General features: G+C 63.2%; 13 protein-coding genes. 11 read left to right on the forward strand and 2 right to left on the reverse strand.

Annotation, left to right across the window (positions count from 1 at the left end):
- Nucleotides 1–63: 63 nt before the first annotated feature.
- Together ACU8YE_RS01300 and cysM are read left to right on the forward strand one after the other, a co-directional pair.
- Complete coding sequence (locus ACU8YE_RS01300; protein ID WP_260802808.1) at nt 64–381, forward strand: ComEA family DNA-binding protein; 318 nt, start codon at nt 64–66, stop codon at nt 379–381.
- 112 nt (nt 382–493) lie between these two features.
- Complete coding sequence (gene cysM, locus ACU8YE_RS01305) at nt 494–1,396, forward strand: cysteine synthase CysM (RefSeq protein ID WP_260802807.1); 903 nt, start codon at nt 494–496, stop codon at nt 1,394–1,396.
- Between the two features lie 67 nt (nt 1,397–1,463).
- On the opposite strand, the gene mltB is transcribed toward cysM, so the two are convergent.
- Entirely contained in the window at nt 1,464–2,588 is a 1,125-nt protein-coding gene (gene mltB, locus ACU8YE_RS01310) for a lytic murein transglycosylase B (RefSeq protein ID WP_446927951.1), read from the reverse strand.
- Nucleotides 2,589–2,720: 132 nt separating this feature from the next.
- Here mltB and ACU8YE_RS01315 point away from each other — a divergent pair, with 132 nt between their 5' ends.
- The 7 genes from ACU8YE_RS01315 to ACU8YE_RS01345 all read left to right on the forward strand — a co-directional run bounded on the left by ACU8YE_RS01315 (nt 2,721) and on the right by ACU8YE_RS01345 (nt 10,207).
- Entirely contained in the window at nt 2,721–3,644 is a 924-nt protein-coding gene (locus tag ACU8YE_RS01315) for a histone deacetylase family protein (RefSeq protein ID WP_322016365.1), read from the forward strand.
- A 166-nt stretch (nt 3,645–3,810) separates the two neighbouring features.
- On the forward strand, nt 3,811–4,860 hold the full coding sequence (locus ACU8YE_RS01320; RefSeq protein WP_446927952.1) for a methionine ABC transporter ATP-binding protein: 1,050 nt from the start codon (nt 3,811–3,813) through the stop codon (nt 4,858–4,860).
- Complete coding sequence (locus tag ACU8YE_RS01325) at nt 4,850–5,503, forward strand: methionine ABC transporter permease (RefSeq protein ID WP_012761567.1); 654 nt, start codon at nt 4,850–4,852, stop codon at nt 5,501–5,503. Before ACU8YE_RS01320 ends, ACU8YE_RS01325 begins: the two co-directional genes overlap by 11 nt.
- Before the next feature lie 33 nt (nt 5,504–5,536).
- A complete protein-coding gene (locus ACU8YE_RS01330) occupies nt 5,537–6,337 on the forward strand; it encodes a MetQ/NlpA family ABC transporter substrate-binding protein (RefSeq protein ID WP_446927953.1) in 801 nt (266 codons plus the stop codon).
- 179 nt (nt 6,338–6,516) lie between these two features.
- Nucleotides 6,517–7,266 (forward strand): electron transfer flavoprotein subunit beta/FixA family protein, encoded by a 750-nt coding sequence (locus ACU8YE_RS01335; RefSeq protein ID WP_260802802.1) that lies wholly within the window; start codon nt 6,517–6,519, stop codon nt 7,264–7,266.
- Nucleotides 7,267–7,318: 52 nt separating this feature from the next.
- A complete protein-coding gene (locus ACU8YE_RS01340; protein ID WP_446927954.1) occupies nt 7,319–8,254 on the forward strand; it encodes an electron transfer flavoprotein subunit alpha/FixB family protein in 936 nt (311 codons plus the stop codon).
- Between the two features lie 168 nt (nt 8,255–8,422).
- On the forward strand, nt 8,423–10,207 hold the full coding sequence (locus tag ACU8YE_RS01345) for an acyl-CoA dehydrogenase (RefSeq protein WP_446927955.1): 1,785 nt from the start codon (nt 8,423–8,425) through the stop codon (nt 10,205–10,207).
- Between the two features lie 66 nt (nt 10,208–10,273).
- On the opposite strand, the gene ACU8YE_RS01350 is transcribed toward ACU8YE_RS01345, so the two are convergent.
- A complete protein-coding gene (locus ACU8YE_RS01350; protein WP_446927956.1) occupies nt 10,274–11,563 on the reverse strand; it encodes a D-amino acid dehydrogenase in 1,290 nt (429 codons plus the stop codon).
- 122 nt (nt 11,564–11,685) lie between these two features.
- Between ACU8YE_RS01350 and ACU8YE_RS01355 the strand changes: the two genes are divergently transcribed.
- Nucleotides 11,686–12,183: an Lrp/AsnC ligand binding domain-containing protein gene (locus tag ACU8YE_RS01355; protein ID WP_232042307.1), complete on the forward strand. Its 498-nt coding sequence runs from the start codon at nt 11,686–11,688 to the stop codon at nt 12,181–12,183.
- Nucleotides 12,184–12,246: 63 nt separating this feature from the next.
- Complete coding sequence (locus ACU8YE_RS01360; protein WP_446927957.1) at nt 12,247–13,866, forward strand: alkaline phosphatase D family protein; 1,620 nt, start codon at nt 12,247–12,249, stop codon at nt 13,864–13,866.
- Nucleotides 13,867–13,895 lie beyond the last annotated feature (29 nt).

Here is a 13,895-nt window from a genome sequence, read left to right on the forward strand (position 1 = left end):
TAAGATGTGCCGAAACCGCCGCTCACGTGGCGGTTTTTTATTCCCTATACCAAGGAGAAGCACATGTTGAAGAAGCTGTTGGCCACCGCCTTGATGTCGCTGTCGATGCTGTCCGCCTCGTGGGCTGCGGTAGACGTGAATACCGCAGATCACGCTGCGCTGGAAACGTTGTCCGGCATCGGCCCCAAGCGTTCCAAATCGATCATTGAAGAGCGCACCAAGAACGGCCCGTACAAAGACGCCACCGACTTCAAGGCTCGCGTGGCCGGCATTGGCGACAAGACGCTCGCCAAGCTGGAAAACGAAGGGCTGACTTTTGGAGCACCGGCACCGGTACCGACCACCGCCAAGAAGGACGGTAAGGACGCGAAGAAGAAGTAAGCGGGGCAGCCATCCTGCCGACAACGCCCCACCCCGAGCGGGGCGTTTTGCCATGTGCGGGGCAGGGATTTTGGCTGCATTACAATGGCTGGATTCCCGTCCCCCACGCATCATGGCCTATCTCACCATCGAAGACACCATCGGCAACACGCCGCTGGTTCAGCTCCAACGCATTCCCGGCGAAGGCAACGCGCGCCGCGGCAATGTCATCCTCGGCAAACTCGAGGGCAATAACCCGGCCGGCTCGGTCAAGGATCGCCCCGCGCTGTCCATGATCAAGCACGCCGAAGCGCGTGGCCGCATCAAGCCGGGTGACACGCTGATCGAGTCCACGTCCGGCAACACGGGCATTGCCCTGGCCATGGCCGCCGCCGTGCGTGGTTACAAGATGGTGCTGATCATGCCGGAAGATCTGTCGGTGGAACGCCGCCAGAGCATGGCTGCTTACGGCGCGGAGATCATTCTCACCCCCGTCAAGGGCGGCATGGAATACGCACGCGACCTGGCCGACGCGATGGAAAAGGAAGGCAAGGGCGTCATCCTCGATCAATTTGCCAACCCGGACAACCCGCTTGCGCATTACGAGACCACCGGGCCCGAACTGTGGCGCGACACCGAAGGCCGCATCACGCATTTCGTCTCGGCGATGGGGACGACGGGCACGATTACTGGTGTCTCGCGCTTCCTGAAAGAGAAGAACGCCGACATTCAGATCGTGGGCGCACAGCCGGAAGAAGGTTCGCGCATTCCGGGCATCCGCAAGTGGCCCGAGGCGTACATGCCAAAGATTTACGATCCGAAGTACATCGATCGTACCGAGTCGGTGAGCCAGTCCGACGCCGAACACATGGCACGTCGCATGGCTCGCGAAGAAGGCATTTTTTGTGGGATCTCTGCGGCGGGTGCGTTGTGCGTGGCGCTGCGTGTGGCAGAGGAAGTTGAAAACGCCACGATCGTTTTCGTGGTGTGCGACCGAGGCGATCGTTACCTGTCGACGGGCGTCTTCCCTGCCTGACGGTACGCCGCATCGCCAAATAAAAAGCGCAGCCGAAGCTGCGCTTTTTATTTGCACTGACGGCGGATCAACCCTGCATCGCCTGCCGTACGGCCTGGCCCAACTCGTACACCGCAGCCGCGTAGAAGAAGCTGCGGTTGTAGCGCGTGAGCACGTAGAAGTTGCGCAGGCCGACGCGGTACTCGGTCGGCTGACCCGGCGTGGGTAGATCGATCATCAGCACTTCGGTTTCCTGCTCGCGTGCGGCATCGACGCCCGGAGCCAGCGCCAGACCGGCGCGTGTGAGCCTGGACAGCGTCATGCCGGGATACGGTTGGCCGTCTGCCGCCGCCGCCGCGATGCCCTGGCTGTCGGCATCGCCAGCAATGTTCCACATCACGGGGCGGTTTGGTTCCCAGCCGTGCATCTGCAGGAAGCGCGCGACGCTGCCGATGGCGTCTACCGCGCTGTTGCGCAGATCGATGTGGCCGTCCCGGTCGTAATCGATGGCGTATTCGCGGATGCTGGTCGGCATGAATTGCGGAATGCCGACCGCGCCCGCATATGAGCCAAGGATCGAAAACGCATCCGCGCCCGTGTCTCGGCACCAGAGCAGGAAGTCCTTCAGCTGGTTGCGGAACATCGTGCTGCGGTCTTCGCGGTTGGGCGTGTCGGGGTAGTCGAAGGCCAGCGTGGACAGCGCGTCCATCACGCGGAAGTTGCCCATGTCTCGGCCGTAAATGGTCTCGACGCCCAGGATGCCCACGATCACGTCGGCCGGTACGCCGAATTCGTTCTCCGCGCGGCGCAGCGTGTCGCCGTATTGCTGCCAGAACCGTACGCCGGCGCCAATGCGGATCGGCTCGATGAAGCGGCCGCGATAGGCCGTCCAGCTGCGACGCGCGGGCGTGACCGGCGGCAGGATCAGGCGTGCCACGGTGGCGGAATAGGCCGTGCCCGCAAACAGCGTATCGAGCGATGTCCGGTCAAAGTTGTACTGAGCGACCAGCATGCCGATGAAGGCCTGCGTTTGCGGGTTGTTGCGATAACGATCGGGGTCGATCTCTTCTTCATGCACCGCGACGCGGCGCTTGGGCGATTTGGCGGCTTTCTTGGCAGCCAGCGAGAGCGCCGGGAAAGAGAGCGCGGAGAGCGCTGCGCCAGCCACCAGGGCGCGCAATACGGGACGACGGGAAGAAGGCGATTGGCTCATGGGCAGGCTTCATACGGGATCGGGGCATTGTAGCGGATGCGTCTGTTGGATCGCCCCGGGGCGTGCGGCGTTGTCGCACCGCCGTGCTAACGTAGCGGCTGGAGACACTGAAACACACCGGATCACAACAACATGGCGACCGGCCTCTACACGCATCCTGAATTCCTCCGGCACGAGATGGGGCCGCACCATCCCGAATGCCCGGACCGCCTGCGCGCGATCGAAGATCAACTCATCGCCAGCCGCATCGACGACCTGCTCGTTCCCTGCGAGGCGCCGCCCGCCACCGAAGCGCAGCTGTGCCGCGTCCATCGCAGCGAATACGTGCGCGAACTGGTGGCCAGCGTGCCGATTGCCGGCTATATGCCGATCGATCCCGACACCTCGATGAACCCGCACACCTATATGGCCGCGGTGCTCGCTGCAGGTGCCGCGGTGGATGCCACCGACAAGGTCATCGCCGGCGAGCTGGAAAACGCCTTCTGCAGCGTGCGCCCACCCGGCCACCATGCCGAGCCGGGGCGCGCAATGGGCTTCTGCTTCTTCAACAATGTGGCGGTCGCCGCGCGTCATGCGCTGGACCATCACGGCTTGCAGCGCGTGGCGATCGTCGACTTTGACGTGCACCACGGCAACGGCACCGAAGCAGCGTTCATCGATGAGCCGCGCGTGCTGATGTGCAGCATCTTCCAGCACCCGTTCTATCCGTATTCCGGCTCCGAGACGGTGGCGGCCAATATGGTGAACATCCCGCTGCCGGCATACACCAATGGCCTGACCGTGCGTGAGGTGGTGGAAACGATCTGGTTGCCGCGTCTGGAGGCGTTCCAGCCGGAGATGCTGTTCATTTCCGCCGGCTTCGATGCGCACCGCGAAGATGATCTGGGCCAGATGGGCCTGGTCGAGGCGGACTACGCGTGGATTACGAAGCAACTCATGCAAGTGGCGCGCACGCACGCCAAGGGCCGCATTGTCAGTTGCCTGGAGGGTGGCTACAACCTCAGTGCGCTGGGCCGCAGCGTGGTGGCGCACATCAAGGCGCTGGCGGAGCTTTAGGCCAGCGACGATGACGAATCGTTGATGACATTCGAAAAAGTAATAAAGACATCGTTAAAGAATCGTTCCTCGCATGTAGGGTCTGCCTTACACTAGCGCCTCATTCAAACAAAAAAGAGACGGCAACGGCCTAGGCACAGGGCGGTTGCCGTTTTTGTCTGTACGCATGATCAAACTCAAGGGGATATCGCAGCACTTTCGGGGAGCGGGCGGCCATGACGTCCAAGCGCTGCGCGACGTCGACCTGACCATCAATCGGGGCGAGATTTTCGGCATCATCGGCCGCAGCGGCGCGGGTAAGAGCACGCTGGTTCGCGTCATCAATCTGCTGAACCGGCCGACCTCCGGCACCGTCACCGTGGCGGGACAGGAGCTCACCGCACTCAATGCCGACGGCCTGCGCCAGGCGCGCCGCAAGATCGGCATGATCTTCCAGCACTTCAATTTGCTGTCGTCGCGCACCGTGTACGACAACGTGGCGTTGCCGCTGGAGTTGGCCGGCACATCGCGCGAACGCATCCGCGAGATCGTCTTGCCACTGCTGGAACTGGTGGGCCTGTCCGCGCATAAGGACCGCTACCCCGCGCAGATTTCCGGTGGTCAGAAGCAGCGCGTTGGCATCGCCCGCGCGCTGGCGAGCCAGCCGGATGTTCTGCTTTCCGACGAGGCGACCTCCGCGCTGGACCCGGAGACGACGCGCTCGATTCTTGACCTGCTGCGCAAGATCAACTGCGAATTGGGGTTGACCATCGTGCTGATCACGCACCAGATGGAAGTCATCAAGCAGGTGTGCGACCGCGTGGCGGTACTCGACGCCGGCCGGGTAGTGGAACTGGGCCGCGTGATCGACGTGTTCCTGAAGCCTGAGCATGACGTGACGCGCGCGCTCATCGGCGAGGTGATCTCGCAAGAGTTGCCGCCCTCCGTTCTGGCGCGCGTAGAAAGCCGCCTCACAGCACGCGAGCGAGGTGGCCGTGATCATCTGTTCCGTCTCGCCTTTACGGGCGCAGGCGTAGACCAGCCGGTGCTGGCGCAGGCGATCCGCAACTACGGGCTCGACTTCAACATCCTGCACGGCCATATCGACGAGATCCAGGGCCAGGCCTTCGGCTCGCTGGCGATCCTGGCGTCGGGCGAAACCGCTGACATCAACAACGCAATGAGTTTCCTGCGCGAGCAAGGCGTGGTGGTCGAGGAGATCAATCATGTGGTCTGACCTGACCGACCTGTTTCTGCCGGCCTTCTGGGAAACGCTCGCCATGGTCGGCGTGTCCGGTGGCATTGGTGCGCTGTTTGGCGTGCCGTTGGGCGTACTGCTGTATCTGACGACTTCGGGCGGCGTGCTGTCGGCGCCGGTGTTCAACCGCGTGGCAGGCCTCGTCGTCAATGCCGTGCGCTCGGTGCCGTTCATCATCCTGCTGGTCGCGGTGATTCCGTTCACCCGCCTGCTGGCGGGCTCGTCCATCGGCACCGCCGCGGCCATCGTGCCGCTCACGATTGCTGCGATTCCGTTTGTTGCGCGCTTGGTCGAGACTGCGCTGCGCGAAGTGGACCGTGGCCTGATCGAAGCCGCGCAGTCGATGGGCGCGACGACCGGCCAGCTCGTCTACAAGGTGTTGTTGCCCGAGGCGATGCCGGGCATCCTCGCCGGCCTGACGATCACCTTCGTCAGCCTCGTCGGCTACTCGGCCATGGCTGGCACCATCGGCGGCGGCGGCCTCGGGGATCTGGGCATCCGCTACGGTTATCAGCGCTATGAATCGGACATCATGCTGGCGGTGGTCGTCATCCTGATCGTCTTTGTGCAGGCGGTGCAATCGACGGGCGATTGGCTCGTGCGCCGCCTGAGCCACCGTTAATCACCCAATCGACAGACACAACGAGGAAACGCAATGAATCGCCGTCAACTGCTGCAATGGTCCGCGAGCCTTGGCGCCGCATTGGCACTGGTCGCAGGCAGCGCGCTCGCGCAAAGCAAGCCGATCAAGATCGGCGTGACCGCCGGCCCGCACGCCGAGATCATGGAAGAAGTGAAGAAGGTCGCCGAGAAGGACGGCCTGAAGCTCCAGATCGTCGAGTTCAACGATTACATCCAACCGAACGCGGCCTTGGCAGCCGGTGACCTGGATGCCAACAGCTATCAGCACCAGCCGTATCTGGACGACCAGATTGCCACGCGCGGCTATAAGTTCGTGAGTGTCGGTCAGACCATCACGTTCCCGATGGGGATCTACTCGAAGAAGATCAAGTCGCCGAAGGAACTGAAGGACGGTGCGCGCTTCGGCCTGCCGAACGACCCCACCAACGGCGGCCGCGCGCTGCTGCTGCTGCAATCGCAAGGCGTGATCAAGCTCAAGCCGAACGCGGGTTTCAAGGCCTCGCCGCGCGATGTGGCCGAGAACCCGAAGAAGCTGAAGTTTGTCGAGTTGGATGCCGCGCAACTGCCGCGCTCGCTGGATGATCTGGATGCCGCCGCCGTCAACGGTAACTACGCCGAGAAAGCCAACCTGGACCCGACCAAGGATGGCATCGCCATCGAAAGCCCCAAGGGCCCGTACGCCAATGTGATTGCCGTGCGTGCCGCTGACAAGGATCAGCCGTGGGTCGCCAAGCTGGTCAAGGCCTACCACTCGGATGCGGTGAAGGCGTTTGTGAAAGCCAAGTACAAAGACGCCGTGATCGTGGCTTGGTAAGCACTTTTACACACGGTTAGAGGGTTTCCCCCAACTCGTTGCCGGACGTTTGACTGGCGTCCGGCAAATTTTCGCGGTTAAAATAGCACGACCGTTCGGAAAAATTACGCGAGCGACCGGCCCCCCTTATAATGGCCGGCGTTTTGCAAAATCGTCTTATCAATTAGTGGAGTGAGCGCATGAAAGTCCTGGTCGCAGTCAAGCGCGTGATCGATTACAACGTGAAGGTTCGCGTGAAGACGGACGGCAGCGGTGTCGATCTTGCCAACGTCAAGATGAGCATGAACCCGTTCGACGAGATCGCCGTGGAAGAGGCGGTTCGCCTGAAGGAAGCGGGCGTCGCTACCGAAGTGATCGCCGTGTCGTGCGGCGTGACGCAGTGCCAGGAAACCCTGCGCACCGCCATGGCCATCGGTGCCGATCGCGGCATTTTGGTCGAAACCGCTGAAGAACTGCAGCCGCTGGCTGTGGCCAAGCTGCTGAAGGCGCTGGTCGACAAAGAGCAGCCGCAGTTGATCATTCTCGGCAAGCAGGCGATTGACGACGACGCAAACCAGACCGGCCAGATGCTGGCTGCGCTGGCCGGCCTGCCGCAAGCGACGTTTGCCTCGAAGGTGCAGATTGCCGACGGCAAGGCCTCGGTCACGCGTGAAGTGGACGGCGGCCTGGAAACCCTGTCGGTCAAGCTGCCGGCCGTGGTTACCACCGACCTGCGCCTGAACGAGCCGCGCTATGTGACGCTGCCGAACATCATGAAGGCGAAGAAAAAGCCGCTCGACACGGTCAAGCCCGAAGACCTGGGCGTGGACGTTGCCCCGCGCCTGAAGACGCTGAAGGTGGTTGAGCCCGCCAAGCGCAGCGCCGGCGTGATGGTGCCCGATGTGGCCACGCTGGTGTCCAAGCTCAAGACGGAAGCCAAGGTGCTGTAAGCGGTCACGCTACTTGCACGCAACTTCAAGCACACCGAATAGGCAGATCAAGATGACCGCACTCGTTATTGCTGAACACGACAATCAATCCATCAAGGCCGCGACGCTGAACACCGTGACGGCCGCCGCCCAATGCGGCGGTGACGTCCACGTGCTGGTGGCCGGCGCTGGCTGCGGCGCTGCTGCACAGGCCGCCGCGCAGATGGCTGGCGTGACCAAGGTGCTGGTGGCCGACGCGCCCCAGTTTGCCGATGGCCTGGCCGAGAACGTCGCCGAGCAGGCCCTGGCCATCGCCGGCAACTACAGCCACATCCTGGCGCCCGCCACAGCCTACGGCAAAAACATCCTGCCGCGCGTGGCCGCCAAGCTCGACGTGGCCCAACTGTCCGACATCACCAAGGTCGACGGTCCGGATACCTTCGAGCGCCCGATCTACGCCGGCAACGCGATTGCCACCGTGCAATCGGCCGACAAGGTGAAGGTGATCACCGTGCGTGGTACGGCCTTTGACCCGGCTGCCGCAACCGGTGGCTCCGCTGCAACCGAAAGCCTGACCGCCGTGGCAGACGCCGGCATCTCGCAATTCGTCTCGCGTGAAGTGACGAAGAGCGATCGCCCGGAACTGACCGCCGCGAAGATCATCGTGTCGGGCGGCCGCGGCGTGGGCTCGGGCGAGAACTACACCAAGGTACTGACGCCGCTGGCCGACAAGCTGGGCGCAGCGTTGGGCGCCTCGCGTGCCGCAGTGGACGCCGGCTTTGTGCCCAACGACTACCAGGTCGGCCAGACCGGCAAGATCGTGGCGCCGCAGCTGTACATCGCCGTCGGTATCTCGGGCGCGATCCAACACCTGGCCGGCATGAAGGATTCGAAGGTGATCGTGGCGATCAACAAGGATCCGGAAGCGCCGATCTTCCAGGTGGCTGACTACGGCCTCGTGGGCGATCTGAACGCTGTCGTGCCGGAGCTGGTGACCGCACTGGGCTGATTGCACTGCGCAGCGCGCTTCACTTGATGCGCGCTGCAACGCCCGACGCAAAGCCGTTTCCGACCTGTTTGGAAACGGCTTTTTTATACGTGAGCGCCATCAGGAGAGTGCGTCACGCACTCGATGAGGCACTGTCCTGATCGCGCTTCACAAGAGTTGGAGAGAGACATGACCTATCAAGCTCCCGTCAAGGACATGCTGTTCGTGATGAACGAGTTGGCCGGCCTGGACAACGTCGCCAAGCTGCCCGGCTTTGAAGACGCTACCGCCGATACGGCGCAGGCCGTGCTGGAAGAAAGCGCGCGCTTTACCGGTGAAGTGGTTGCGCCGCTGAATGTGGATGGCGACCGTAACCCGAGCAGCTGGAAGGACGGCGTCGTCACGGCCACGGCGGGCTTCAAGGAAGCGTTCGCCCAGTTCGGCCAAGGCGGCTGGCAGGGCGTGCAGCATCCGCTGGAATACGGCGGCCAGGGCCTGCCGAAGCTGATCGCCACGGCGTGTATCGAAATGCTGAACGCAGCCAACCTGTCGTTCGCACTGTGCCCGTTGTTGACGGACGGCGCCATCGAGGCATTGCTGACGGCTGGCACCGAAGAGCAGAAACAGCTTTTCGTCCCCAAGCTCATCTCGGGCGAATGGACGGGCACGATGAACCTGACCGAGCCGCAAGCCGGCTCCGACCTGGCACTCGTGCGCACGCGCGCCGAGCCGGTAGGCGACGGCACGTTCAAGATCTTCGGCACGAAGATCTTCATCACCTGGGGCGAGCACGACATGGCCGAGAACATCGTCCACCTTGTGCTGGCGCGCACGCCGGGCGCACCGGAGGGCGTGAAGGGCATCTCGCTGTTCGTGGTGCCGAAGTTCATGGTCAATGAAGACGGCTCGCTGGGTGCGCGCAACGATGCGCACTGCGTGTCGATCGAACACAAGCTCGGCATCAAGGCGAGCCCGACGGCCGTGCTGCAATTTGGCGACAACGGCGGCGCGATCGGCACGCTGGTCGGCGAAGAAAACCGCGGCCTGGAATACATGTTCATCATGATGAACGCGGCGCGTTATGCGGTGGGCATGCAGGGCATCGGCGTGTCGGAGCGCGCGTATCAGAAGGCTGTCGCCTATGCACGCGACCGCGTGCAGAGCCGCCCGGTAGATGGCTCTGCTGCCAAGGCCGTGCCCATCATTCACCACCCCGACGTCAAGCGCATGCTGCTGACGATGCGTGCCATGACCGAAGGCGCTCGCGCGCTGGCTTACGTGGCCGCCGCAGCGTGCGATGCTGGCCATCATGCTGCCGACGAAGCTGCACGCAAGCAGAACGCAGCGCTGTACGAATTCCTGGTGCCGATCGTGAAGGGCTGGAGCACGGAGATGTCGATTGACGTCACCAGCATGGGCGTGCAGGTGCACGGCGGCATGGGCTTTATCGAAGAGACGGGCGCAGCGCAGTTCTATCGTGATGCACGCATCCTGCCGATCTACGAAGGCACCACGGCCATCCAGGCCAACGACCTGATCGGCCGTAAGACGGTGCGTGACGGCGGCGCAGTGGCGTTGGGCATCTGCGCGGAAATCGCCAAGGTGGAAGCGGCCCTGGCGGCGAAGGTCGGTGCGCATTGCGACGCGATGCGTGTGCGTTTGGCAGCCGGCCGTGAGGCGCTTGAATCGGTGGTGCGCTTTGTGGTCGCGCAGACCAAGGCGCAGCCGAACGCCGTGTTCGCGGGCAGCGTGCCGTATCTGCGCCTGTGCGGCATCGTGCTGTCGGGCTGGCAGATGGCGCGTGCGCTGCTGGTGGCCATCGACCGCGAGAGCGAAGACCCGAACTTCTACGGCGCGAAGATCGCCACGGCGCGCGTGTTCGCTGACGTGTTGCTCACGCAGGCGCCGGGTATTGCGCAGAGCGTGCTGACGGGCGGCGAGACGATCGGTGCGGTGCCCGAAGCGCAGTTCTAAGCGGTGTCAGCGGGACAAAAAAGGGAGGCTTCGGCCTCCCTTTTTCATTGCCAACAGCGTAGGCGATCAGGCCAGCGCGGGCTTGGCCGCTGGCATCGGCGTGCCGCCCAGGTAGCGATACACCGACAGGTCATCCGAGCGGATGGCAGGCGAGCGGCCGGACACCAGATCCGACAGCAGCTTGCCCGAGCCGCATGCCATGGTCCACCCCAGCGTGCCGTGGCCCGTGTTGAGCCACAGGCCACGCACCGGCGTCTGGCCGACGATGGGCGTGCCGTCCGGCGTCATCGGGCGCAGGCCGGTCCAGAACGACGCGCGCGACACATCACCTGCACCCGGGAACAGATCGTTGACCACGAACTCCAGCGTCTTGCGCTTGCCCGGGTCGAGGCGCTTGTCGTAGCCGACGATCTGCGCCATGCCACCCACACGGATGCGGTCGTCAAAGCGCGTCACGGCTACTTTGTAGGTCTCGTCCAGGATGGTGGACACGGGGCTCTTCTCCGCATCCGTCATCGGTACGGTGATTGAGAAACCCTTGAGCGGGTAGACCGGCACGTTCACTAGGTTCTTCAGGAACGGCGTGCTGTAGCTGCCCAGCGCCACGACGACCAGGTCGGCGTCGATCGGCTGGCCGTCGACCAGCGCGCCACGCACGACGTCGTTCTTGAAGATGAGGCTGTTGATCGTGCTGTTGAAACGGAAGCGTACGCCGAGCTTTTCCGCCATCGCTGCCAGGCGCGTGGTGAAGAGCTGGCAATCGCCCGTTTCGTCATTGGGTAGGCGCAAGCCACCGGCCAGCTTGTGGCGGGTCGAGGCCAGGCCTGGTTCACTGCGCACGAGGTCGTCGCGCGAAAGCAGTTCGTAGGGCACACCAGCACGCTCGAGCACGGCGATGTCATTCGCGGCGCCGTCGAGCTGTTGCTGGGTGCGGAAGATTTGCAACGTGCCTTGCTGGCGGCCTTCGTAGGCGATGCCGGTGTCGGCGCGCAGGTCGCGGATGCAGTCGCGGCTGTACTCGGCCAGGCGGACCATGCGCTCTTTATTTTGCGCATAGCTGGCAGCGTCGCAGTTGCGCAGCATCTGCCACATCCACTTGAGCTGGAAGAGGGTGCCGTCGGGGCGGATGGAGAGCGGCGCGTGCTGCTGAAACATCCACTTGATGGCCTTGAGCGGTACGCCCGGGGCGGCCCACGGCGACGCGTAGCCCGGCGAGATCTGACCAGCGTTGGCAAAGCTCGTCTCCAGCGCCGGACCGGCTTCGCGGTCGACGACGGTGACTTCATGGCCCGCGCGGGCCAGGTAATAGGCGCTGCTGACGCCAATCACGCCGCTGCCAAGAACGAGCACGCGCATGGTGATACTCCCCGGAGATGCATTTGCGATAGATGTCGCTATCGTATTCGCACAACACTAGTAATTGTTTCTGTATATTTCAGGGAAACAGAAACAACTTCGATTTTGAGGCGTTTTCAACCATGCGAACCCAGCGCAAGCCTGTCCGGGCCCTCGATAAGCTCGATCGGCGCATCCTCGATCTGCTGCAAAAAGACGGAAGGCTGTCGATGAAGGAGCTGTCCGAGGCGGTCGGCCTGACCATCACGCCGTGCATCGAGCGCGTCAAACGGCTGGAGCGCGAGCATTTCATCCTGGGTTACTACGCGCGGCTCAATCCAGCCATGCTGGGTGCATCGCTGCTGGTGTTTGTGGAGATCAGCCTGGGCAGCAAATCCGGCAATATGTTCGAGCAGTTCCGGCGCGAGGTGCTGCGCATTCCCGAAGTGCTGGAGTGCCACCTCGTCTCCGGCGATTTCGACTACCTCATCAAGGCGCGCATTCGCGAGATGAGCGAATACCGCCGCTTGCTGGGCGACATCCTGCTGCAGTTGCCGGGCGCCGTGCAGTCCAAGAGTTACATCGTGATGGAGGAGATCAAGGAGACGCTCGCCATCGATGTGACAGAAGCGAGCGGGTGACGTAGCGTTGTCACGCAAACGCCTTAGGCTGGCCGGTATCTCATTAAAGACACCGGAGCCCGCATGTCCGACCAGCCGATCGTCAAGCCGACCCGCCGCACGCTGATCAAGGGTCTCGTTTCCGCCAGCGGTACCGCGTTGCTGGGCTCGCGTATTAGCGATGTGCTGGCGCAGGGCGTCGCGCCAGCTGCAGTGACGTCCGAGCGCCTGCGCCCCCAACTGCCTGGCGGTGTGATGAGCGGCGATATCACGGCTGACAGCGCCATCGTCTGGAGCCGCACCGACCGCCCTGCGCGCATGATCGTCGAATATTCGACAGACGCCGCCTTCAAGAATCTCGCGCGCCGCGTTGGCCCAGTAGCGCTCGAAAGCGGCGGCCTCACAGCCCGCGTTGACCCGACGGGCCTGCCTGCCGGCGCTGACCTGTTCTACCGCGTCCGCTTCCAGGATCTCGTGCACGACAAGGCGTTTAGCGAGCCAGTCACCGGCCGTTTTCGCACGGCGCCCGTGTCGGCCAATCGCCCGGTCTGCTTTGTCTTCTCTGGCGACGAGGCCGGCCAGGGCTGGGGCATCAACGAGCGTTTCGGCGGCTATCGTCTGTACGAAGCGATGCGTCGCGAATCGCCCGACTTCTTCATTCACTCCGGCGACCAGATCTATGCCGACGGCCCGATCCAGGCCGAGGTGAAACTGCCCGACGGCTCGCTGTGGACGAACCTCGTCACCGAGGCGAAGTCGCACGTTGCACAGACGCTCGACGACTACCGCGGCGCCTTCGCCTACAACCAGCTGGACAAGAACAAGCGCGCGTTTTCCGCCGAGGTGCCGTTCCTCGTGCAGTGGGACGACCACGAGGTGCGCAACAACTGGTACCCCGGCCAGCAGATCGGCCCGGAAGAGAAGCGCTACCAGGAGCGCAGTGCGTCGCTATTGGCCGCGCGTGCGAAGCAGGCGATGTTCGAGTACAACCCGTTCCGCTTCAATCCAATCGACCCAGAGCAGATCTACCGCGCGTTCCAGTACGGCCCGCTGCTCGACGTGTTCATGCTGGATGAGCGCAGCTACCGCGGGCGTAACTCGCCGAACCGCCAGTCTCGGCTGGATGCCGACTCGGCCTTCCTTGGTCCGGTACAGACGGCGTGGCTGAAGCAATCGCTCAAGCAGTCGAATGCGACGTGGAAGGTGATTGCCAGCGACATGCCGATCTCGCTGGTGGTGCCCGATCTGAACCCCGATGTGCCCAAAGGCACCTACGAAGCGTGGGCGAATGCGGATGACGGTGCGCCGTCGGGCCGCGAACTTGAGTTGGCCGAGATCCTGCGCTTCATCAATCAGGAGAACATCCAGAACGTGGTGTGGGTAACGGCTGACGTGCACTACGCACAGGCCACGTACTACCACCCGTCGCGCGCAAAGTTCACGGAGTTCAAACCGTTCTGGGAATTCGTCGGCGGGCCGATCAATGCAGGCACGTTCGGGCCGAACGTAGTGGACCCAACCTTTGGGCCGGACCTGCGTTACATCAGCATTCCCAAGGACAATCCGCAGAACCAGTCGCCTGCTGCCCTGCAGCAGTATTACGGCCGCGCCAAGATCGACCCGGCCACGCGCACGATGCACGTGTCGCTCCACGATCTCGACGGCAAATCGCTGTGGGAAGTGAAGCTCGATCCCGAGGCGTAGCCAGCGTCACCCGAAGCGCAGCGGGAGCG

Source organism: Ralstonia sp. VS2407 (assembly GCF_052950655.1).